The 21,680-nt window shown below is 68.1% G+C and carries 23 protein-coding genes; 12 read left to right on the top strand and 11 right to left on the bottom strand.

Going from position 1 to position 21,680, the window contains the following annotated elements; translation table 11 throughout:
• Positions 1 to 7: 7 nt before the first annotated feature.
• On the bottom strand, positions 8 to 829 hold the full coding sequence (locus tag ACFVWG_RS29225; protein WP_391546636.1) for an endo alpha-1,4 polygalactosaminidase: 822 nt from the start codon (positions 827 to 829) through the stop codon (positions 8 to 10).
• 283 nt (positions 830 to 1,112) lie between these two features.
• On the opposite strand from ACFVWG_RS29225, the gene ACFVWG_RS29230 reads away from it, so the two are divergent.
• Genes ACFVWG_RS29230 through ACFVWG_RS29255 form a run of 6 tightly spaced genes read left to right on the top strand, consistent with a single transcriptional unit; the run spans position 1,113 to position 8,115 of the window.
• Complete coding sequence (locus ACFVWG_RS29230; RefSeq protein ID WP_391546637.1) at positions 1,113 to 2,138, top strand: LacI family DNA-binding transcriptional regulator; 1,026 nt, start codon at positions 1,113 to 1,115, stop codon at positions 2,136 to 2,138.
• A 15-nt stretch (positions 2,139 to 2,153) separates the two neighbouring features.
• Positions 2,154 to 3,440: an extracellular solute-binding protein gene (locus tag ACFVWG_RS29235; RefSeq protein WP_391546638.1), complete on the top strand. Its 1,287-nt coding sequence runs from the start codon at positions 2,154 to 2,156 to the stop codon at positions 3,438 to 3,440.
• The gene (locus tag ACFVWG_RS29240; RefSeq protein ID WP_391546639.1) at positions 3,437 to 4,327 is read left to right on the top strand and encodes a carbohydrate ABC transporter permease; all 891 of its coding nucleotides are present in this window, start codon (positions 3,437 to 3,439) and stop codon (positions 4,325 to 4,327) included. The genes ACFVWG_RS29235 and ACFVWG_RS29240 overlap by 4 nt, the downstream gene beginning before the upstream one ends.
• Positions 4,324 to 5,142: a carbohydrate ABC transporter permease gene (locus ACFVWG_RS29245; RefSeq protein WP_391546640.1), complete on the top strand. Its 819-nt coding sequence runs from the start codon at positions 4,324 to 4,326 to the stop codon at positions 5,140 to 5,142. The genes ACFVWG_RS29240 and ACFVWG_RS29245 overlap by 4 nt, the downstream gene beginning before the upstream one ends.
• A gap of 25 nt (positions 5,143 to 5,167) precedes the next feature.
• On the top strand, positions 5,168 to 6,226 hold the full coding sequence (locus tag ACFVWG_RS29250) for a glycosidase (RefSeq protein ID WP_391546641.1): 1,059 nt from the start codon (positions 5,168 to 5,170) through the stop codon (positions 6,224 to 6,226).
• Positions 6,223 to 8,115, top strand: a complete 1,893-nt coding sequence (locus ACFVWG_RS29255; protein WP_391546642.1) for a hypothetical protein — start codon at positions 6,223 to 6,225, stop codon at positions 8,113 to 8,115. The genes ACFVWG_RS29250 and ACFVWG_RS29255 overlap by 4 nt, the downstream gene beginning before the upstream one ends.
• Here the strand turns inward: ACFVWG_RS29255 and ACFVWG_RS29260 are convergent.
• From ACFVWG_RS29260 to ACFVWG_RS29290, 7 genes are all read right to left on the bottom strand, one after another.
• Entirely contained in the window at positions 8,108 to 8,677 is a 570-nt protein-coding gene (locus ACFVWG_RS29260; protein ID WP_391546643.1) for a hypothetical protein, read from the bottom strand. The genes ACFVWG_RS29255 and ACFVWG_RS29260 overlap by 8 nt on opposite strands.
• The gene (locus ACFVWG_RS29265; protein ID WP_391546644.1) at positions 8,652 to 9,125 is read right to left on the bottom strand and encodes a hypothetical protein; all 474 of its coding nucleotides are present in this window, start codon (positions 9,123 to 9,125) and stop codon (positions 8,652 to 8,654) included. Before ACFVWG_RS29265 ends, ACFVWG_RS29260 begins: the two co-directional genes overlap by 26 nt.
• Positions 9,122 to 9,823 carry a helix-turn-helix domain-containing protein gene (locus ACFVWG_RS29270; protein ID WP_391546645.1) on the bottom strand — a complete coding sequence of 234 codons (702 nt, stop codon included), beginning with the start codon at positions 9,821 to 9,823 and terminating at the stop codon, positions 9,122 to 9,124. Before ACFVWG_RS29270 ends, ACFVWG_RS29265 begins: the two co-directional genes overlap by 4 nt.
• A gap of 591 nt (positions 9,824 to 10,414) precedes the next feature.
• On the bottom strand, positions 10,415 to 11,494 hold the full coding sequence (locus tag ACFVWG_RS29275) for a hypothetical protein (protein ID WP_391546646.1): 1,080 nt from the start codon (positions 11,492 to 11,494) through the stop codon (positions 10,415 to 10,417).
• Positions 11,495 to 11,520: 26 nt separating this feature from the next.
• Positions 11,521 to 12,447, bottom strand: a complete 927-nt coding sequence (locus ACFVWG_RS29280; RefSeq protein WP_391546647.1) for a VanW family protein — start codon at positions 12,445 to 12,447, stop codon at positions 11,521 to 11,523.
• Positions 12,448 to 12,653: 206 nt separating this feature from the next.
• Positions 12,654 to 13,082, bottom strand: coding sequence for an Rv3235 family protein (locus ACFVWG_RS29285; RefSeq protein WP_391546648.1), 429 nt, complete (start codon positions 13,080 to 13,082; stop codon positions 12,654 to 12,656).
• A 1-nt stretch (position 13,083) separates the two neighbouring features.
• Entirely contained in the window at positions 13,084 to 13,977 is an 894-nt protein-coding gene (locus tag ACFVWG_RS29290; RefSeq protein WP_391546649.1) for a LysM peptidoglycan-binding domain-containing protein, read from the bottom strand.
• A gap of 130 nt (positions 13,978 to 14,107) precedes the next feature.
• Between ACFVWG_RS29290 and ACFVWG_RS29295 the strand changes: the two genes are divergently transcribed.
• A complete protein-coding gene (locus ACFVWG_RS29295; protein WP_391546650.1) occupies positions 14,108 to 14,650 on the top strand; it encodes a hypothetical protein in 543 nt (180 codons plus the stop codon).
• Here ACFVWG_RS29295 and ACFVWG_RS29300 read toward each other — a convergent pair.
• Complete coding sequence (locus ACFVWG_RS29300; RefSeq protein ID WP_391546651.1) at positions 14,647 to 14,895, bottom strand: helix-turn-helix domain-containing protein; 249 nt, start codon at positions 14,893 to 14,895, stop codon at positions 14,647 to 14,649. The genes ACFVWG_RS29295 and ACFVWG_RS29300 overlap by 4 nt on opposite strands.
• A 165-nt stretch (positions 14,896 to 15,060) precedes the next feature.
• Here ACFVWG_RS29300 and ACFVWG_RS29305 point away from each other — a divergent pair, with 165 nt between their 5' ends.
• The 5 genes from ACFVWG_RS29305 to ACFVWG_RS29325 all read left to right on the top strand — a co-directional run bounded on the left by ACFVWG_RS29305 (position 15,061) and on the right by ACFVWG_RS29325 (position 19,795).
• Positions 15,061 to 15,720: an SAF domain-containing protein gene (locus ACFVWG_RS29305; RefSeq protein WP_391546652.1), complete on the top strand. Its 660-nt coding sequence runs from the start codon at positions 15,061 to 15,063 to the stop codon at positions 15,718 to 15,720.
• Positions 15,720 to 16,988 carry a CpaE family protein gene (locus ACFVWG_RS29310; protein WP_391546653.1) on the top strand — a complete coding sequence of 423 codons (1,269 nt, stop codon included), beginning with the start codon at positions 15,720 to 15,722 and terminating at the stop codon, positions 16,986 to 16,988. The genes ACFVWG_RS29305 and ACFVWG_RS29310 overlap by 1 nt, the downstream gene beginning before the upstream one ends.
• Positions 16,989 to 17,095: 107 nt before the next feature.
• Positions 17,096 to 17,863, top strand: coding sequence for a DUF4097 domain-containing protein (locus ACFVWG_RS29315; protein ID WP_391546654.1), 768 nt, complete (start codon positions 17,096 to 17,098; stop codon positions 17,861 to 17,863).
• Between the two features lie 58 nt (positions 17,864 to 17,921).
• Complete coding sequence (locus ACFVWG_RS29320; RefSeq protein WP_391546655.1) at positions 17,922 to 18,581, top strand: HAD family hydrolase; 660 nt, start codon at positions 17,922 to 17,924, stop codon at positions 18,579 to 18,581.
• The gene (locus ACFVWG_RS29325) at positions 18,578 to 19,795 is read left to right on the top strand and encodes a glycosyltransferase 87 family protein (RefSeq protein WP_391546656.1); all 1,218 of its coding nucleotides are present in this window, start codon (positions 18,578 to 18,580) and stop codon (positions 19,793 to 19,795) included. Before ACFVWG_RS29320 ends, ACFVWG_RS29325 begins: the two co-directional genes overlap by 4 nt.
• Here the strand turns inward: ACFVWG_RS29325 and ACFVWG_RS29330 are convergent.
• Entirely contained in the window at positions 19,792 to 21,120 is a 1,329-nt protein-coding gene (locus ACFVWG_RS29330) for a hypothetical protein (protein ID WP_391546657.1), read from the bottom strand. The two genes, ACFVWG_RS29325 and ACFVWG_RS29330, sit on opposite strands and share 4 nt — an antisense overlap.
• Positions 21,117 to 21,605 (bottom strand): cupredoxin domain-containing protein, encoded by a 489-nt coding sequence (locus ACFVWG_RS29335; protein WP_391546658.1) that lies wholly within the window; start codon positions 21,603 to 21,605, stop codon positions 21,117 to 21,119. The genes ACFVWG_RS29330 and ACFVWG_RS29335 overlap by 4 nt, the downstream gene beginning before the upstream one ends.
• Positions 21,606 to 21,680: the final 75 nt, after the last annotated feature.

A 21,680-nucleotide genomic window follows, 5' to 3' on the forward strand; every position in this document is an offset into this window, starting at 1 on the left:
AGGGGTGTCAGCAGGTCTTGCGGACGTAGCCGGAGGACCCCGGCGTCGAGACGTCCACGTCACGCTGGACGATCGTGAGCCTGGTTCCGTACGCCGAACAGGCCTTCGTGCGGCCGCCGTTCGTGTACTCGATCACGATCACGTTGTTGCCGAAGGCAGCGACATAGTCACCGCACTCGTCGTACTGACCGCACTCCTCGGCGACCGCGAAGTCGAGGCCGACCGAGGTTCGCGAACCAGCCAGATCGACGGTGTTCTTCTGCGCGATGGCGAGGTTCTTGCCGTGGGCATGCGTTGCCAGCAATGTCAGGTAGGCCTTGGCCTGCGTCGTGGTGAGCAGGCCCTTGGAGCGCTCGTAGCTGTCGTAGTTGTCGGGCTCGATCGCCTTGTAGCCCTTGGCTGCGCACTCGTCGATCCAGCCGTTCACCTTTGCGGCGACGCGGGTGCGCTTGTCGGCGGTGCGCAGGTCGAGCAGCGGCTCACCCCAGTCCTCGTCGATAACCAAGTTGCCCTGGGCATCACGCAGCAGCAGGTCGGAAGCCCACGAGCCTTGCTCGCCCGGCTGTACCTGGAAGGCGTTGACGTAGCAGATGTTGTAGAGCCCGGCAGCGGGGGAGGCGGTCCGGTCCCGGGTGACGACCTGGACGCCGGACGGCGGTGTGTAGGCCCCGCCGATCTGGTAGTCGAACTTCGCGTGGGTGGGCGGCAGCGTCGCGGCCGCGTCGGCTTCGGGGCTGAGGTTGAGGGCGGAGTAGACAGCGGTTGCCGCGAGGGCGGAGGCCAGAGTGGCCAGGAGCACGCGGTGGATGACTGAGCGAGATTCGGACACGATTGCTCCATCGGTCCCGGGGACGCTACCCCGCCTCGGGTGGGCCACAGTCCTGGCCGCCCTGGCGCCTGAAAACCGGACTCCGGATCATCGATCCGCTACCGGCTGGGTGCGTCACTGCCGACCTAGTTAAGCCACGCCGCGCGCCCGGCGTCAAGGGATTGAATGCAAACGAGTGCGCGGAAGTGGCTGCAGATTGCGGTATTGCGCATCGCCGCGAACCCTTGACGGTAGCGTTTAAACCGGTTTAATGTCGCGTTAAACCGGTTCAAAGAGAGGTCCCATGACCAAAGAACGGCCGACGATCGCCGATGTGGCCGCACGGGCCGGGGTGTCGAAGGGGTCCGTCTCGTTCGCGCTGAACGGCCGGCCCGGCCTGGCCCAGGCGACCGTCGACAAGATCCTCGCGGCCGCCGACGACCTGGGCTGGCGCCCGAGCAACCGGGCTCGATCGCTGTCGGTCTCGAAGGCCTTCGCGCTCGGTCTGGTGATCACCCGGGACCCTGCCGTCCTGTCGTCCGACCCGTTCTTCCCCGCCTTCATCGCGGGCGTTGAGAGCGTGCTGTCGACACGTGGGCAGGCACTGGTGCTGCAGGTCGTCACCGGCGGTCCGGAGGAGGAGGCCGGGTACCGGCGACTCGCGCAGGACGGGCGGGTCGACGGGGTGATCCTGTCCGACCTTCGGCACGACGATCCCCGGATCGGTCTGCTTGGCGAGCTGGGTCTGCCTGCCGTCACCCTGAACCGGCCGGACGGCGATTCGCCGTTCCCCGCGGTCGTGCTGGACGACCGGCCTGGCACCGTGGCCGTGGTCAAGCACCTCCTGGAGCTGGGCCACACCCGGATCGCCCACGTGGCAGGCCCTTCGACCTTCGTTCATGCAACCGCCAGATCCGTAGCCCTGGTGGAGACCTTGGCCGCGGCCGGTCTGGAGCCGGTCGCGATCGAGGCTGGTGACTTCAGCGCCGCGGGCGGGATCACGGCCACCCGCCGGCTGCTCGCGCTACCGCAGCCGCCGACCGCGATCGTCTACGCGAACGACCGGATGGCGATCGCTGGTCTCAGCGCCGCCCAGGCGGCCGGGCTGACGGTCCCGGACGACCTCAGCATCGCCGGCTTCGACGACAGCGAGCTGTCCGAACACGTGCACCCAGGCCTGACCACGGTCCGCGCCGATCCGTTCCGGTTCGGCGTCGCCGCCGCGGAGGCCCTCAACCAGGTCGTCGACGGCAATTCCGGCGTACCCGATGTCGAGCTGCCGCCGGCACAACTCGTCGTACGACGTTCCACCGCACCACCCCCTGAGTAGTCCCTTGGAGGAACCATGAAGTTGCAAACCACAGCGCTGGCCTTGGTACTGGCCGGTTCGCTTGTAGCCTGTGGTGGTAGCGGCGGCGCTGGTGACGCCGACGCTGCGGCCAAGGCCCGCGGACCGATCGACATCTGGTACTCGAACAACGCCGAAGAAGTGGCCTGGGGCAAGCAGATGGTCGCCGCCTGGAACACGGCGCACCCGGACGAGAAGGTGAACGCGCAGGAGGTCCCGGCCGGGAAGAGCTCCGAGGAGGTCATCGGCGCCGCGATCACCGCGGGCAACGCGCCCTGCCTGATCTTCAACACCTCGCCGGCCTCGGTCTCGCAGTTCCAGAAGCAGGGCGGCCTGGTCGCGCTGGACAGCTTCCCCGACGGCAAGCAGTACGTCGAGGACCGGTCCGGTGACGTCGCTCAGCAGTACAAGTCGGCCGACGGCAAGTACTACCAGCTGCCGTGGAAGTCGAACCCGGTGATGATCTTCTACAACAAGAAGGTGTTCGCCAAGGCGGGGATCGACGCCGCCAGGCCGCCACTGGCGACGTACGACGAATTCCTCGCGACGGCCCGCAAGGTGGTCGCGGCCAAGGCGGCGAAGGTCGCGATCTACCCGGCGCCGAGCAACGAGTTCTACCAGTCCTGGTTCGACTTCTACCCCTTCTTCGCGGCCGAGTCCGGCGGCAAGCAGTTGGTTGCTGACGGCAAGGCTCAGTTCACCTCCGAGGAGGGCAAGAAGGTCGCCGCGTTCTGGCGGACGGTCTACGCCGACAAGTTGGCCTCACAGGAGAAGTACACCGGCGACGCGTTCGTTGACGGCACAGCTGCGATGGCTGTCGTCGGTCCGTGGGCGATCGCGACGTACAAGGGCAAGGTCGACTGGGGCGTCGTCCCGGTGCCGACCTCCAGCGCCAAGCCGGCCAATGAGATCCACACCTTCAGTGACGCGAAGAACGTCGCGATGTACTCGGCCTGCAAGAACCGTGGCACCGCGTGGGACGTGCTGAAGTTCGCCACCAGCCAGGAGCAGGACGGCAAGTTCCTGACGGCGACCGGCCAGATGCCGCTGCGCAAGGACGTCGCCGCCGCGTACCCGGACTACTTCACCAAGAACCCGGACTACAAGGTGTTCGCCGACCAGGCGGCCCGCACGGTCGAGGTGCCCAACGTCGCGAACTCGATCACCATCTGGCAGACCTTCCGCGACGCCTACTCCAAGTCCGTGATCTTCGGCCAGGAAGACCCCGGCACCGCCCTCGACGGCGCCGCGCAGAAGGTCGACGAGCTCGTCAAACAATCATGAGCCGGCGGCTTCGGCTCCTGGGTGAGCACCCGATCGGGACGGCGTTCGTCACCCCGTACGTCGTTTTCATCGCGGCCGTGTTCGCGTACCCGCTCGGGTTCGCGGTGTACATGTCCTTCCACGACTACTTCTTCGCGGCGCCCGGGGCGATCGTGGACCGGCCGTTCGTCGGGTTCGCCAACTACGCGGCGGTGCTCGGCGATCCCGCGGTACGGCGGGCCTTCGGCAACGTCCTCGTGTTCCTGGTGATCAACGTGCCGCTGACCGTGATTCTCGCGCTCGGACTGGCGACGGCGCTGAACGCGGCGATCCGGTGGCGGACGTTCTTCCGGGTGAGTTACTACGTCCCGTATGTGACGGCGAGCGTGGCTGTGGTCGGGGTGTGGCTGTTCCTGTTCAACTCCAACGGGCTGGTCAACTCGGTCCTCGGACCGCTGGCGCCGGACCCGTCCTGGCTGGTGAACTCCGGGCTGGCGATGCCGACGGTGGCGATCTACGTGACCTGGAAACAGCTCGGCTTCTTCATCCTCCTCTACCTGGCGGCCCTGCAGAACGTGTCCAAGGATCTGTACGAGGCCGCATCCATGGACGGCGCCAGCCGCTGGAAATCGTTCCTGAATGTGACCGTGCCGGGCGTTCGGCCGGCGACCACGCTGGTGGTCCTGCTGGCCACGGTGACCGGGGCGAACCTGTTCACCGAGCCCTACCTGCTGACCGGCGGTGGCGGCCCGGACGGCGCCTCGGCCTCACCGGTGCTGGTGATGTATCAGCGCGGGATCGAGCAGGGCAACCCGGACACCGCGTCCGCGATCGGAGTCCTGCTGGTGATCGGCGTGCTGCTGCTCGCTCTGATCGAACGCCGCTTCGTTGCGAGGGAGGACCGATGAAGAGACGTTTCGTCATCCTGCTGATCGGTTCCTTCGTCTTCCTGTTTCCCTTCTACTACATGCTGATCGGCAGCCTCCAGACCGAGCCGGACCCGTCGGTGGGCGGCGCGTTCCCCGCGCCGGGGAACCTGACGCTGCACAACTACGCCGAGATCGACAAGGCGATCAATCTCGCCGGTTCGCTGATCAACTCCGGCATCTTCACCGGCGGGGTGATCCTCGGAACGCTGGTCTTCGGCGTGCTGGCCGGGTACGCGCTGGCCCGGCTGCAGTTCCGGGGCCGCGGGCTCGTCTTCAACCTGATGCTGCTGATCCAGGTGGTGCCGTTCCAGCTGCTGACGATTCCCCTGTATGTGTTGATCGTCCGCAGTTATGGATTGGCCGACTCGTACCTCGGCATGATCCTGCCGTTCCTGATCAACTCGACCGCGGTCTTCGTGTTCCGGCAGTACTTCCTGCAACTACCGGTCGAGCTGTTCGACGCGGCCCGGATCGACGGTGCGTCCGAGCTGAACATCCTGTGGCGGGTCGCCGTACCGCTGGTTCGGCCGGCGCTGCTGACCGGTGTGCTGCTGACGTTCATCGGTCCGTGGAACGAGTTCCTCTGGCCGTTCCTGATCACCAAGCAACAGGACCTGCAGCCGCTCGCGGTGTCGTTGTCCAACTACCTGACCACGGTGGCGTCGCGAGCCGCGAACCCGTTCGGCGCCGTACTGGCCGGGGCCTGTGTGCTGGCCGCGCCGGCGGTGACCTTGTTCCTGATCTTCCAGCGCCGGTTCATCGCGTCGAACCTCGAGTCCGGCGTCAAGGGCTGATTCTCCTTCCCTGAAAGGCTTTGCTGTGACTGTTCCCTATACCCTCACCCGTGTCGGCGTGCTGATGACGGCCGAGCCCGGTAACGAGCTGGAGGCCGGCGGGGTGCTCAACCCGGCCACCGGTCACACGCCCGACGGGCAGCTCTACCTCCTGCCCCGTTTGGTTGCAGAGGGCAACGTATCGCGCGTCGGCCTAGCTGCTGTCGAGCTCGTTGGCGGTGTCCCGACGAGCGTGCGGCGAGAAGGCGTCGTACTGGCGCCGGACGAAGGCTGGGAGCGCGGCCTGAACAACGCCGGGGTGGAGGATCCGCGGGTCACGTTCGTGCCGTCGCTCGGCCTGCACGTGATGACGTACGTCGCGTATGGGCCGCTCGGCCCGAAGCCGGCGCTGGCGGTGTCGTCGGACCTGCGGGAGTGGCGGCGGTTGGGTCCGCTGCACTTCGAGTACCAACCGGCACTCGACACGGATCTGAACCTGTTCCCCAACAAGGACACGGTCTTCTTCCCTGAGCCCGTTCGCGGTCCGGATGGCGAACCGTCGTACGCGATGCTGCACCGCCCGATGTGGGACCTCGGCTGGTTCCGGCCCGGAGAGGGCGTCCACCTGCCGGCCGGCGTGACCGACGAGCGGCCGGGAATCTGGGTGTCTTTTGTGCCCGTGGCCGCGGTGGCAGAAGACATTCGCAACCTTGTCCACCTGCGCGATCACCGGCTGGTGGCCATGTCGGAGTATCCGTTCGAAGAGCTGAAGATCGGCGCCGGGCCGGCACCGCTTCGGGTACCCGAAGGCTGGCTGGTGATCCACCACGGTGTCACCGGCGAGCAGCCCGAAGGATTCGACCCGACCACCCAGAAGGTCTGCTACGCGGCCGGTGCGCTGCTGCTCGATCCCGACGACGTCACCCGCGTGATCGCCCGGACCAGCGAACCGATCCTCGTCCCGGAGACGGAGCAGGAGAAGATCGGGACGGTCGGCAACGTCGTGTTCCCGACCGCGATCGAAGAGATCGACGGCGTCCGGTACGTCTTCTACGGCATGGCCGACGCAGCCATCGGCGTCGCCCGTCTGGACCGGCTCTCATGAGACCCACCCGGCGTACCGTCCTCGCCGCGGCAGCCGTTGCCGTCGGCAGCGCCGCCCTCCCACCAGCCGTAGCCGGCAGCCCGACCAGGTTGGCCAATCTCGCCCACCTCGACTTCCTCCGTACGACGGTCACTCCACCGCGGACGCCCGGACACAGCACCTACGGCTCCGGGCCGATCGGTGTCCTCTGGACGTACGCCGATCGCCAGGCCGACGGCTCGTATCGCCGGATCGGCGGTGGCACCTACGACGGTGCGACAGACACCTACGGCCAAGGCGCCTACAACGCGGATGACATCGCCCGGGCCGCCGTCGTCTATCTGCGCCACCACCGCCTCTTCGGCTCCTCGCTGACCACCGCCCGGGACCTCCTGCGCGCCCTGACCTACCTGCAGTCGGCCAACGGCAACGTGGTGCTCTGGATGCAGCCGGACGGGACTCTCAACCCCAGCGCGGACCCAGTCGAGCTCCCTGACCCGTCCGATTCCGGCCCGTCCTTCTGGCTCGCTCGGACGGTCTGGGCGCTGGGGGAGGGCTATGAGGTCTTCAAGCATCTGGACCGCGGTTTCGCTGCCTTCCTCAAGACCCGCCTCGACCGCGCGATCGCTGCGCTCGAACGCCAGGTCCTCGTCCGCTATGGCCGCTGGAACCTCGTCGACGGCCGCCGCCTGCCCGCCTGGCTGATCGTGAACGGCGCCGACGCCACCTCCGAGGCGGTCCTCGGCCTGGCCGCCTACGTCCGAGCTGGTGGGTCCACCAAGGCCCGCCGCGCGCTCACGCAGTTCGCCGAAGGCATCGCCGCACTGAGCTCCGGGTCGACGCGACAATGGCCGTTCCGCGCGCTACTACCCTCAGCCGAGACCATCGCGATGTGGCACGCCTGGGGCGCGCAGATGCCCTCCGCGCTGGCCGCAGCGTCCGCCGTACTGGGCTCTCGACAGTTACTGGAACCTGCGATCGGTGACACTGCCGGATTCACCCCACTGCTCCTCACCGCAGGCGGCCCCGACAACGGCTGGCTGCCTGCACCAATCGACCGCACCCAGATCGCGTACGGCGTCGACGCCCGCCTCCAGGGCCTGCTCGCCGTCGACCGCCCCGGCACCACACAGCTCGCCGCCTTCGTCGCAGGCTGGTACTTCGGCGCCAACCGCGCCGGAACCCCCATGTACGACGCCTCCACCGGCCGCACGTACGACGGTCTCGCCGGTGACGGCACCGTCAATCGCAACTCCGGTGCCGAGTCCACCATCCACGGCCAACTCTCCATGCTCGCCCTGGATGCCGCACCGGCCGTCGCACGACTAGCCCAACGCCTAACCAAGCCAACGTACGACGGTCTCCAGCTAGTCGAGGCGGAGACGGCAACCGGCGGCCAGGTGGTCACTCCGCCGTCAGCCTGGACCGGAGAGTCCCAGTGGAGCAACAACGCCTACCTGCAACTCTCTGAAGGCCAGTCCGCCACTTGGGCCATCCCGGCGGCCTCTCAGCCGCGCTACGTCCTCCCAGTGGTCAACCTGGTCGACGACCCAACGGCCGGCCGCACCACCTGGGGCTCACTCGGGACGATCGACCATGGCACCGCAGGTGCACAAGGCATCTCAGCCGCACCGGGCGTCCTCCAACCAGTCACCCTGCCGAGACCCCTACCAGCCGCCGCCACTCATCTGACCGCCACAGCGACCGGCCCCGCCCAGATCGACGTACTGCTGCTCCTCCCACAACTCAGCACCATGCACGCCGGCCCAGCAACGCTCATCACTAACGTCAGCCCACAACCTCAGTGCGTCCAGGGTCGGACCACCTACTGCTACACAGCATCCGGCCGACTCTCCACCGGCCCGCGCAACGTCGTACCGGCTGGAGGCTTCGCTATCCTGCTCAGCTGAGGGCTTGCGCGCACCAGTCGGCAACGAAGGCGAGCGCCTGGCCACGCTGGTGGTACAGGTGCCGGCTGTCCGCCTCCTGGTGGTACGCCTGGTGCGCTGGCAGCGAAGCGCGTCCCAGGAGATGCGGCAGCAACCACGCGTACTTGACGCCGGACGCCAGCACAGCCCGCCGTACGACGTCGCTGTCGCCGCGCCACCCCGCTTCGTCGAGCCCGGCGAGGTAGCCGGTCAGACAGGCGTCGGCCAGCTCAGCGTGCTGCTCAGCCGGCCAGAACAGATCGAAGACGGCGTCCGGGATGTGGTTGCCAATGTCCTCCCCGCGGGCCCCGTCACCGGTGAATGCCCAGTCCAGCAAGGCGAATTCGCCACTCGGGCGCTGGATCACGTTGGAGACCCACAGGTCGAGATGACAACGCGCCCGCGGCGAACTCTCCACCAGCCGCAGCAGCTCCTCCCGGTTGGCCAGCAGTTCGTGCCACGCCGCCCGAAGCCCAGCCGGCCACGTCTCCGCGATCAGCGGCTGCTGCCATGCGTCGTCATCGTCTACCAGCTCCCACGGCACTACACGCGTCGTCGAGTAGTCCCCGCAGGAACCCCTGCGATGTCCACTCCCGATCCTGAGGTGGCCGCGCTTGCCACCGCCCGCAGGCCCGCGCCAACGCTTCATGCTCCGCCAGGCCAAAGGCCGTGGCAGCCAGGCCGATGACATCCTCCATCACCAACACAGCCCCGCCTTCGTCCTCCACCACCTCAGCTCCCGGCAACAGCAGCCCGGCAATCGCCAGCTCCGCCCGCAACTCCTCGTCCCGGTAGACCTCGACCTCGCGGCGCCAGTAGTTCCAGTGCCGCGGATCCACCGAGGCCGCCCACGGATCCCCACTCACCTCGACCGGCCGCCGCAGCCGCTTCCGAATGGCAGTCCGCCCGTCGGCATAGGTCAGCCGCTCCACCGTCTCCGTCACGGCGTTCAGCGGATTGTGCCGAAGCACCGTTATCCCAGGAACCGTCATCGCAACAGTGTCGTCGGTGGTAGCCCGGTCAGCGCCTTCACCTCACGGCTCAGGTGCGCCTGGTCCGCGTACCCGCTCACCACAGCGACCTCCGCCAGGCCCTGGCCCGTCCGTGCTCGATCCAGCGCCGCATTCATCCGCAGCACCCGGTCCAGCGTCTTCGCGCCGTACCCGAAGGCACCCAAGCACCGCCGATGCAGCTGCCGCTCAGACAGGCTGAGCACCCGAGCGAGATCCACCACCCCACCTGGTCCGCGCAGCATGTCGGAGCGGACGCGGCGGAAGACCTCTTGAGCCAAGCGATCCGCCGGTGCGTCCAGCAATTCGGCGACAGCCCGATCCAAGCCTCCTGCCGGATCGGCCGCGGCCCGGATCCGGTCGAACAGCTTGCGGCTCCTGCTCCGCGACCACAGCTCACTCAAAGGCACCCGGTCGTTCAGAAGCGCATTAGCCGGTACGCCGAGGAACGTCGGCGCATCACCCGGCGCGAACCGCAGTCCCACATACCGCCCACCTGCCGCCGAGGTGCCGGTCCACGCACGCGAGTCGGGACCGGCGACAACCAGGTCGTCGTCCATCAGCAGCAGGTCCATGCAGCCGTCCGGCAAGATCAGGTAGTCCCCGCCCGGCGCGGTCCGCGTCCACACCGTGGCCCCAGGCAGCAGTGCGGGACGTTCCCGGTAGGCCTCGGCAGTCACACCACCAGTCTGCAACCACCCACCGACATCCGCGCACCGCAAGTCCTCGGACGCTGCGCCCGCACAGATCACAACGTCCGAAAACACGCCGACCATGCACCGCGTGTCTTCGGACGTTAAATGCTGCGTGGACCAGCCGGCCGGGTGGCATGGGCCCCTGTGGACGGCGAGTGTGCTGTCTGTGCCCCTCTGCATCGTTTACCGGCGGCAATCTCGCGACAGTCGAGGCGGGGCTGCTGGTGGTGGCCGCCGACCGAAGCCACCGTGCCGATGGGCCACCCAATGACGGTGGTGGCGGACCGCCACCACCGTCCAACTCTGCGCGGCGCGCCTGGTTCACGCTCAGCGCGCTCTGCCGGACGGCTCAGCGCCGGGCATGGTCGGTGATGCAGGTCCGCCCCAACCACCAGCACCCAGTGAACCCGCGGGCGCGTTGTGGCCACCACAGATCACTACGTCCGAAAACACGCCGACGACGTACCGCGAGTCTTCGGATGTTGTGGCCGCACAGATCACTACGTCCGAAAACACGCCGACGACGTACCGCGAGTCTTCGGACGTTGTGGGTCCCGGGGCGGGGAGCACGCGGAGCTACTGGTCGGGGGTGGTCCAGAGCGAGTCGGTGAACATGGTGGCGCGCAGGTAGCCGGGGAGGTTGGGCTCGCTGGGGGAGCCGTAGTTCGTCACCAGTTCGACGCGCCAGCCGTTGACGTAGGCGGTGTGGGACTCCCCGTCGGTGTGTTTGATGATCCAAGCGCGGACCTCGGCGGTGCCGGGTCCTTCGACTGCCCCGAAGGCGGTTTCGATCAGGCCGGCGAAGGCGTCGTAGTTGGCCTGTTCGGTGGCGTCCTTCGAGGTGTCGGCGACTGAGGCCAAGAGGTAGGAGATGCCGCCCGAGCCGATGCCGCTGGTGCGGATGGCGAGGTCACCCTTGTGGCTGTTGTAGCCGGTGAAGGTGCTCTTGCAGTCTTCCTTGTCGTCGCCGCAGGTGAAGCCCTTGGCCTCGAGGGCGGTGCCGACTTCGCTCGACGTGGTGTCCGCGTTGACTTGCGGCGGGAGGATCGGCGACGTACCGGACTTGCCGGCGACGAACCGGGTGATGGCGCCGGTGCTGGCGTTGTAGCTGCCCCAGCTGCCGTCGAACTTGCCGCGGTCGGTTCCCACCGCCTGGTTGACCGCGTCCTGGTCAGCCGCGAACACCACTCCTGCCGTCGCCGCGATCAGCGGCTTGAGGGCGGCCGCCTTGTCCGACTGGGCGTTGATCGCCGTCACGGCACCAGTGTCGTCGTACTGGAACCGGATGGCGCTCTGGGTGCGGCCACGGTCGGTCCACTGGAAGCATCCGGCCTGCCCGCTGCCCGCGGTGGTGAACCGGGTCGAGCACTCCATCTTCGCTGCGGTCAGCGCGGTGGTGAGTTGCTTCACCTGGCCGCCGTCCGCCGGGGACCCGATGGTGAGCGGCTGTCGGCCTTCCTTCGATGGTTCACTGCGCACGGGGCTGTTGACCACGAGACCCGCGATCACCACCGCCACCACCACGCCGCCGATGATCCCGCCGATCAGCCACGGCGACGGTCCACGCCGCGGGGGAGGCGGCGGGCCGCCGTACTGGAGCGTCTCGTACTGCGGTGGCGGGTACTGCTGGCCACCTGGCGGACCGTACGACGACATGTGCCCGAACTTATCGTCTCCCGGTGTCAGTCCACCACGTCGTACACGGTCACGCCCGACGGCACATACTTGACCAAGGCAACGTTCTCGCGGACGAGCTCCTCGGCGGTGGTCTGTCCGGTACGGCGATCGATCACCGATCGCCAGATCTCGTTGCGCCGGAAGTAATCCGTGCCGGCGCGCAGGAAACGCTCGCCCTGGGCGAAGACCCGGTACGACGTCGCGGCCGGTACGTCGGCGAGAATCTCACCCTCGAGGTACCGATCGCTGACCCCGACCCGGAGCTGGAACGTCTGGTCGGTGTCGTTGCGGAACTGCAGGTCCACGTAGTTGTAGACGATGCTGCAGCCGACGCCCCACGGCAGCACGCGGCCGTTGTCCGGGAACGGGTCGAAGCTGTGGGTGGATCGCTGCGTCACCGTCATCGGCGAGTGCAGCACCATCCAGTGCAGCAGGTTCGCGAGCTGGCAGATACCGCCGCCGATCCCCGGGCGTGCCTGACCGTTCGACAGCCGCATGCCCTTGAGGTAGCCCTTGCGGCGCGTCGCGTTTCCGACCACCTGGTTGAAGGAGAAGGTCTCACCCGGCCGGATGACCAGACCGTCGACCTGCTCGCAGGCGAGCCGCAGGTTGGTCACCTTGTTGTGCTGCATCCACATCTCGGTCTCACCGAGCTGACGCAGCAGCAACGACTTGTGCCGCTTGACTCGCACCGGCAGGTCAGCCGGCTGCCGCTCCTGTGCGTACGCCGTACTGGCTCGCAGCCACTCGATGCGTTTGCGGGCGCGGTGATAGCGGATGGCCAGCGGGTACAGCGCGGGCACGCGTTCGGACCAGCGGCGCCGCCGCACTCCCGGAGCGACCCGGGCGCGTTCTGCCGCGCTCAGTTCGTCGAGGCCGATTCGCCAGGCGAAGGCCACCTCACCGGGGTCGGCAGGTTCACCAGCCGGCATCACCCCAGTGGACGTCGGCCGTGCAACCTGCCCCACCTTGATATTGCTTTCACGCATTTTCGTTCCCCCGAACGACTTCGGCCTGGCGACCGCCCGGCAACTCTATTGGCGAGCTCCGACGGTCGCATGACGACAACCACACGATCACGTTGCGCTCTAAGGACTCCGGCGGTACGCCGTTTGTTCGATCGGAACCCGATCGAATTTCAGCCGACCTCGAGCGCGGTGCACACCCAGCGGTTGCGGCGGACCTCCATCCGCAGGGCGATCGCACGCGACCGGCCACCGTGCCGGACGTGCGCTGCGATCTCTGCGACGCCCGAGCTCGGCCGGCAGACCCGCACCGATCGCAGTGCGCACCGCTCGTGCGTGCCGCGGCCGTTGGCCGTCGTGGTCAGCCCCAGCAGTCGCACGCGCCGATTGAGCTCGACGAACACGTCCTCATCGGTGAACCGGACCAGCTGCGCTACCGGACGATCTCCCGCCAAAACTTCCGATACCGCCTGGGCCAGCCGGCCACCCCAGGCCCGTGCCTCCGGCAGACCCGGCCGGGTTACCGCAATGGCCGGTACAACGCCCAGCCGGACGCGCTGTTGCTGAATCGACTCGCTGATCTCCTGGTAAGCACTGGTCATGTCACTGCTCCTGGTTCGTGGGCGGCGTGGCCTGAGCCGGGGCTCGCAGTACCTGGCCGGGGAGAATGCGGTTCGGGTCAGTGCCGATCACCTGACGGTTCGCGGCGTACCAGTGCGGCCACCGCTCAGCGATCTGCTCGTTCGTCGCGTGCGGACCGAGCTCTCGGGCCGCTAGGTCCCACAGGGTGTCGCCGGCCTTGACCGTCACCTGCACACCACGTCCGGAGTGCAGGTCCGTGTAGCGCGTCGCAGCACCGCTCTCCGGCCGGTCCGGCACCTTGATGCCGCCAGCAGCTTGCTGTGCTGGCCGGGCCTTCGGGAGACCAGTCCGTACGGCGTTCCGCGGCGGCAGGTCCTGCACACGCTCCGCACCGGGCTGGATGGTCGACCGCGGTTCAGTAGCCCGCCAGTCGTTGCCGCCGATCTCGACGGCCGACTTCCGTTCAGTGGCGCGCCAGGTGTCGCCGGAGAGCTGCACCGTGGAGCGCGGCTCGGTTGCGCGCCACGCCGCACCGGACTGCGTCGTACCGGCTTGGGGTGCCGTCCAGGTGTGCGGGGACGCGGCGTGGGCGACGCCGACCGTGAGCGGGGTGACTGCCGCGACTCCGAGGGCGGAGCGGAGCAGGGCACGGGAGGTGGTCGAGGTGATCCGGGTGGCGACCACACCGGCCGCCGTACCGATCGCGCCGGGGAGTTGCTCGAGCGCAGTCGCGAGGACCGCGAGCACCAGCCAGGCGTAGGCGACCCAGGCGACCGCGCCGACGGCGAGCACGGTCAGTGAGTCCAGGTCGTGGGTGTTCATCGCGGTGAGCCTGCCCGTGGTCATCCAGCGCAGGGCCAGCCCGACGCCCACCAGGGCCCCGACCGACAGCAGGCTCTTTGCTCCTCGAATCATCCCGTTCACCTCACTTCGCCTCCGACCTGTGAGTTTGCTTTAGTTTGCGTTGGCTTGACCACTATAGACTGGAACTAGTGGCAGTTTGCAAGTGGATACGTCACCCAGCGTGCGCGGTAGGTTGACCCGTATGCAGTGGGATGCGCTGTTCGAGGACCTGGAATCGCAGTTCGAGGCGCTCCAGGAGGGCGACCTGTACGGCGAGGTCGCCGACCGGATCCGGACCGAGGTCGGGAAGATCACGGTGCTCGACCGCCTGCGCGGTGCCGTGGATACGGTCGTCCGGATCGAGCTGGCCGGCACCGAACCGCTCCAGGGGCTGCTCACCCGGGTGGGCAAGGACTGCCTGCTGATCGAGGCCGGCCGCGAGGAGTGGCTGGTACCGGTCGGCGCGCTGGTCGCGGTACACCGGCTCGGCCCGTGGGCGGAGCCCGCCGTGGGTGCGGTCGCGGGGAAGCTCGGCCTGGCGCACCTGCTCCGGGGCATCGCCCGGGACCGCTCACCGGTCACGGTCTTCTGCGGCGGGATCCCTGTCACCGGCACGATCGACCGGGTGGGAGCAGACTTCCTCGAGGTCGCCGAGCACCCGCTGGACGCGCCTCGCCGCCGCTCAGAGGTCTACAACGTCAGGCTGATCCCGACGCAAGCCCTTCAGGCAGTACGACGGCGCTAGAGCTGCGCGTCTTCCGTGGCGTCTGCCTCTTCGCCGAACGGGTGCGTGTCGATGAACTGCTTGGTCTCGGTGTAGAGGCGCTCGATGTACTTCTCGAGCTCGGTCGACTCGACCCGCCACTGGCCGCGGCCGCCGATCTTGACCGCGGGGATGTCACCGCGGCGCACCAGCGCATAGACCTGGTTGGCGGAGATGTTCAGGACCTCGGCGACGTCGGCGAGCTGGAGGAAACGCGGTGCCGGCATCGCAGTACTCCTTCGGTAGTAGCGGGTTTCATCAGTTTGCCATGGTTCACCCGAGGATGATCAAGTTTGTCCCCAGCCTGTGACAGCCTGTGGATATCTGCTCACCGGGGACTGGGCGGCACGGCAGAATGCTGGCAGCAACGATCGAGTGACTGGGGAGCCGACGTGGTGGAGACAGCAGGGCGAGGTGGGTTCGGGGCACCCTCGATCCCGGCGCAGCGCAACCGGCGGGCGCGCTGGAAGGACGGCCGGCTCGTGCTGGGCGTGCTGCTGGTCGCCATCACCGCTCTGGCCGGTGCGAAGCTGCTTTCGTCCGCCGACGACACCACCACGATCTGGGCGGCCAAGCGCGACCTGCCCGCGGGGACCAAGCTGACCGGCGACGACCTCACCACAGTCCGCGTCCGCTTCACGAGCGGCCAGGACGCCGAGCAGTACGTCGCTGCTGACGCGGAGCTCAAGGGACTGGTCGTGGCCCGCGCGGTCGACGCTGGTGAGTTCGTTCCGCGCGACGCCGCCGTACCGCAGGCTCAGAACGACCGCACCGAGCTCCCACTCTCAGTGGCGACCGGCAAGCTGCCCTCCGACACCGCCGACGGCGACAAGGTCGACATCTGGGTGGTCCCGAAGGACGAGGGGCAAGCGGCCAAGCTCCTCTGGAGCAACATCCGCGTCCTGCAGATCGATGCGGTCAAGGGCGTCGCCGGTGGATCGGCTCGACGGCAGGTGCTGGTCGCGCTCACACCGAAGGACCTGCAGAAGCTCCCGGCCGCGCTGACCGCCATGAGTCAGGGTGAGCCGACTCTGGTCCGGCGGGCGGCCTGATGGCGATTCCGGTCCTGCTCGCGGTGACCGGGGCACCGTGGGAGGCAGACGTCGTACGGCGGACCGAGCGGGCACCCGGCATCCGCGTCGTACGGCGGTGTGTGGACATCGCCGATGTGATGGCCGCTGCCGCCAGTGGTCAGGCCCGGGCCGTACTGCTCGCCGATGACCTGTCCCGGCTGACCTCCGATGCGGTGTCCGCGCTGCACGCCCGCGGCATCGCCGTACTGGCTCTGGTTGATCCGAGTGAGACCGGTGAAGCGTTCGGGCCTGAGGACCGGCTCAGCCGGATGGGGATCGAGCGGATCCTGCCGGCCGACGTCAGCCCGGAGGACCTCGGCCGTGCGATCAGTGACGCGGTCGACGCCGGCCCGCCGATCGCGTTGTCGCACTTCGCCGGCGGGTTCGTACCGAGGCCGGGGGAGCCCGACCTGCGGACGGAACCACCCGAGTACGCCGCCGGCACCGGCCGGATCTACGCCGTCTGGGGCCCGACGGGCGCACCCGGCCGGACGACGGTCGCAGTCGGCCTCGCCTCTGAGCTCGCAACCCGCGGCATGCCCACCCTGCTCGCCGACTGCGATGTGTACGGCGGCACTGTCGCCCAGCTGCTCGGGATGCTCGACGAGACGTCCGGCCTGGCCGCCGCGGCACGCTCCGCGTCGAGCGGGACGCTGGACATGATGACGCTGGCCAAGCACGCCCGCCAGGTCGAGAAGCACCTGATGGTGCTGACCGGCCTAAGCCGGGCGGACCGGTGGACGGAGCTGCGCCCGGCCGCGGTCGAGTCGATCTGGTCGTCGGCGCGGCTCCTGTCACCCTGCACGATCGTCGATCTCGGGTTCTGCATCGAGACCGACGAGGAGATCTCGTTCGACTCGCTCGCCCCGCGCCGCAACGGCGCGACGGTCGCGACCCTCGAGGAGGCCGATGAGGTGATCGTCGTCGGCTCGGCCGACCCGGTCGGCCTGACCCGGCTGATCCGCGCGATCCACGAGGTGCGCGGGCTCGTCCCCTCGGTCACCCTCCGGGTCGTGGTGAACCGGATCCGCTCGGGTTCGCTCGGCAGCTCGCCGTCCGATGCCGTCGCCGACGCGCTTGGTCAGTACGCCGGGATCCAGCCGTCGGCCCTGCTTCCCTACGACCTGAACGCGGTGGACGCGGCGATGGCGCACGGCCGCAGCCTGGCCGAGGCCGCGAAGTCCAGCAAGCTACGCAAATCTCTGCAGCAGCTAGCGACCTCGATCGACCAGACGTTCGTCCGGTAGGCCCAGGGTTCGGTAGCCAGGGTTCAGGCCAGGGGGATATGGGGGTTAACCCCACCGACAGCGGCCCGGCGATCTGTCAGGCTGCTGGGGTGGAGGAGAGGAGACCCATGGCCAGCACCATGAGCGCCGAGCGCCGCTACGGGATCGCGATCTCGGTCGCGCTCATCCTGGGTGGGCTCTACTGGGCGCTCACCGGACTGACCGAGGGCAACCACAGCGGCCAGACGTCGTACAAGCTGGACGACCGCTCGCTGGTCGTCGAGGGCGGCTCGACCAGCGTCGAGATCCGGCCGGGTGACGGGACCGAGCTGAAGGTGGACCGGCAGTTCGAGCGCAACGCGTTCGGCTCCGACCCCACCGACACGTTCGAGGACGGCAAGCTCGAGCTCAAGGACACCAACTGCGGGTTCCTCTCCTTCAACTGCAAGACGCTGTATGTGCTGACCGTGCCGCGCGACGTCAAGCTGACGGTGAAGAACAACAGCGGCCCGATCAAGGTCTCCGGGATGACCGGCGAGACCGAGCTGAAGACGAACTCGGGTGACATCGCCGTCCAGGGCCTGGGCGGATCGCTCCGGATGGAGTCCAGCTCCGGCAGCATCGAGGGCGACGGGCTTAGCACGGGCGCCGTGACGACCAAGAGCAGCTCCGGCGACACCGTTCTGGAGTTCTCGATGGCGCCGCAGTCGGTCGACTCGAAGGCCAGCTCGGGCGACGTGTCGATCGCCCTGCCCACAGGTGACGAGACCTACAAGGTCGAGGCCGAGACCTCGTCCGGCGACAACGAGCGGAATGTGAAGCTCGACCCTGCCTCGACCCGCAGCATCACGGTGAAAACCTCCTCCGGCGACGTCAGCATCTCCTACGACCACTGACGGTGATCACTGGGACCACGTCAGTGAGCCCGACCTTGTCCTGAGTAGGCTGACCGGCATGGCAGAGGTGGACGCGGTACCCCGTGGGTTGCTGGTGGACTGGGGTGGCGTGCTGACCTCGGGGCTGGACACCGCGTTGCGGCGCTGGGCCGAGCTGGACGGGTTCGACTTCGACGCGTACGTCAAGGCCGTGATGGCCTGGCTGCCGGTCGAGACCGCCGCGGAGGCTGAGATCAACCCGGTCCACGCGCTCGAGCGCGGCCAGATCGCCGTACCGGATTTCGAGCGCAAACTCGCCACGATCCTGGTCCGCCCGGACGGTACCCAGGTGCCGGCCGAGGGCCTGATCGAGCGGATGTTCGCGCACTTCGAGCACGTGCCGGCGATGAACGCGCTGGTCCGCCGGGCCAAGGGGCACGGCATCCGCACCGCCCTGCTGTCGAACTCGTGGGGCAACACCTACCCGCGCGACACCTGGGACGGCATGTTCGACGACATCGTCATCTCCGGTGAGGTGGGACTGCGCAAACCCGAGCCGGAGATCTTCCTGCTGGCGGCGCGCCGGGTGAACCTTCAGCCCGCGGAGTGCGTCTTTGTTGACGACCTGGAAGTGAACGTCGACGGCGCCCGTGCCCTCGGCATGACCGGCATCCTGCACACCTCGTACGACGAGACCCGGCGCGAGCTGGAGTCCCTGTTCGGAGTAGACCTGACGTGAGCACGACGACCACCAGCACCCCCGCACCCCGGCCGCTCGATCGGCGCCGGACCCTGCTCTGGATCCTCGCCGCCGCGGCCCTGGTCGCGCTCGGCGCGTGGATCGGTGGCAAGTACCACGGCATGATCGACCTGCGCGTCTACCGGCTCGGCGGCGACGCCCTGCTGCACGGACCGGCCCTGTACGACGCGAAGCTGCCGGGGATCGGGCTCCCGTTCACCTACCCGCCGTTCGCGGCGATCGCGATGGTGCCGCTGGCGATCGTGCCGTGGGGTGTCGCGCTGGTCGTCTGGACCACGGCGTCCGTGCTCTGCCTCACGCTGATCTGGCGTGCGAGCCTGCCGAAGACCTTCTGGTCCTTCGTCACCCTGCGCAAGCGGACCGTGGTGCTGGTCGCGCTGACCATCCTGTCGCTGGTGCTCGAGCCGGTCTGGGCCACGATCGACTTCGGCCAGATCAACTTGATGCTGGTGGCAATGATCCTGCTGGACCTGATCCGGCCGAACGACGCGCGGCTGCGCGGTTTCTGGCTGGGCGTGACGATCGGCATCAAGCTGACCCCGGTGCCGTTCCTCGCGCTGCTCGTGGTCACCAAGCAGTGGAAGGCGCTGCGGAACGCGATCTTCGGCCTGCTGGCCACGATCGCGGTCGGCTTCGCGTTCGCGCCGAAGCAGTCCTGGCGGTACTGGACCGAGGTCGTCTTCGACGCGAACCGGGTCGGTGGCATCGCCTACTCTGGCAACCAGTCCCTGAACGGCTTCCTGCACCGCCTCGGCAACACGGCGAGCTGGGTGCAGCCGACGTGGTTCGTCGCCTCGGTCATCGTCGGCCTGGCCGTCCTGTGGCTGGCCCGCAAGTACTGGCTGGCCGACGAGCGCGTCACCGCGATCGCCGTGATGGCGCTGGCCGTCCTCTACGCCTCGCCGATCTCGTGGAGCCACCACTGGGTCTGGATCGTGCCGCTCGGAATCAGCCTGATCCGCGGCGTCAACCGCGTCTGGGGTCTGAACCCGGCCGTCGTCACCGGCGTGCTCTGGTACGGCCTGTTCGTGCTGCGCTCGATCTGGTGGGTCCCGTACCGCAACGACCGCGAGCTCGACTGGACCTTCTGGCAGTCGATCCCGGGCAACTCGCACCTGATCCTCGGACTGATCGCCTTCATCGTCCTCGCCATCACCAGCCGAGGCCTGACCCGCACCCCCGAAACCACCTAGCTGGAGAAGAGCAGGAGTAGACCGCCTGCGGTGTAGCCGACCATGACGATCAGCAGGGGGAGCTGACCGGCCAGGGCCTTGTGGCGGGGGAACAGTGCGACCGCACGGTCGTGGGCGGAGATGACGCCGAGCAGGTGCCCGCCGACGACCGCCAGTACCTGGATGACCGAGATTGCCGTGCTGTGGTTGGTGATTCCGGTGTTCACCGCGAGCAGTCCGGTACCGAACACGTTGGCGCCGTTGCTGAGCGGGTCACTCAGGTAGATGAGTGTCCGCTGCCCTTCCAGGATGAACAGCGTCAGGTAGTGCGCGATCACGTAGCCCAGCGCAATCGGTACGACGGAATGCGCGAAGAGCCCGGGTAACGTCGTACGGGAGCTGTCTGACAGTCGGCCCGCCAGGAGCGTGGCACCGGAGTACGTGACGAGCACGAAGAGGATGAACACGATCAGGGCCGCCGTACCGAGCCAGGTCATCGAGATGTCCTGGTTCTGCGCCCAGCCGATCCACGCCGACGAGTTCGAGAAGCCGTCGTACGCCGTCGAGCCCAGGAGCGCGGCGACCATGCCCACGAGTCCCGGCTGCGCCTTCAGACCATCCAGGTTCTCCAGCGGACGCCGTACCACCAGAGCGCCGTCGGTACGGCGACCCCACGGCGACAGGCGGGACATCAGCGACGCGTAGACCTCGAACGGATCCCCGGTCGCGAACCAGCGGTCGCCGAACAGGATCGCCCCGAACATCGTGATCACCACGTAGAGCGCGATCCACGCCTGCAGCACCGGGATGGTGGCCCGGTCCGGTGCGACCAGCTCCAGCCAGGTGAACGCGAAGATGCCCAGCGCGGCCGGCCAGAGCCCGAGCCGCGGGGACAACTGGAGTAGACCCTTCGACGGTGGCTGACGCAGCAGCTTGCTGAGCAGGAGGTGCAGCGTCCGCAGCGGGTTCAGCGTCCGCCAGACCGGGCCGAGGAAGATCGAGATCGGGACCAGGCCGACCCAGAGCAGGATGTAGATGAAGCCGAAGATCGGGTTCGTCAGCCGGTCCACGCCGAAGACGAGCGAGACCATCGCGTAGAGGAAGACCGCCAGCCCGACCAGCCGGACCACCCAGCGGAACCAGCCCGCGTCGACCGTCCGGGTGATTGCACTCGGCAACGGCTTCCCGGACTCGTTACCCCGGTACTTCGGTGTCCGCCAGGCGAGCCCGAGAACGACGAACGAGACCGCGACAGCGACCGCCGCACCGCCGACCGCGAGGCCGAACGGTACGGGGAGGTCCTGTCTGCCGCCGATCCCGTGCAGGGGGAGCAGCAGCCCGATCAAGAGACTACGAGCTTCGCGACCAGCTTGCCGCTCTTGTGCGTCTCGACCTCGAAAGTGCCCTTCATGTCGGCCTTGAACGTCACCTGGGCGGTCTTGCCCGGGGTGAGTTCCAGCTCCTTGTCGTAGCCGTGGATGTGCAGCTCCTCGGCGGCGTCGCTGACCGCGGTGACCAGGACGGTCTGGCCGGCCTTCACCTTGATCGTCGCGCCGCTCGGGTTGACCTTGCCGTTGGCAACGGTGACCGCGATCGTCACGTCGGCCTGGTCACCCGACGGGTCGGTGGTGTTCGACGGCGTGGAGGAGTTCGGCTTGCCCGGGGTCGGCGTGTTCGTCGGTACGTCGGACGGTGCCGTCGTCGGAGCGGTCGTCGGAGTGCTGGGCGAACCACCGGAGGTGTTGGAGTCGTTGCCACAGGCGGCCAGGACGAACACGGCCAGAGCGGGCAGGAGAGCGGTGGCGGTGCCGCGAGCGATCTTCGAACGCATGGGTCGAGGGGCCTTTCAAAGGGTCTGTTCAGTTCTCGGAGCGCGGGACGCGCCCTCTTGCCTGACGAACACCGA

Source organism: Kribbella sp. NPDC058245 (assembly GCF_042882005.1).
Lineage (GTDB): Bacteria > Actinomycetota > Actinomycetes > Propionibacteriales > Kribbellaceae > Kribbella.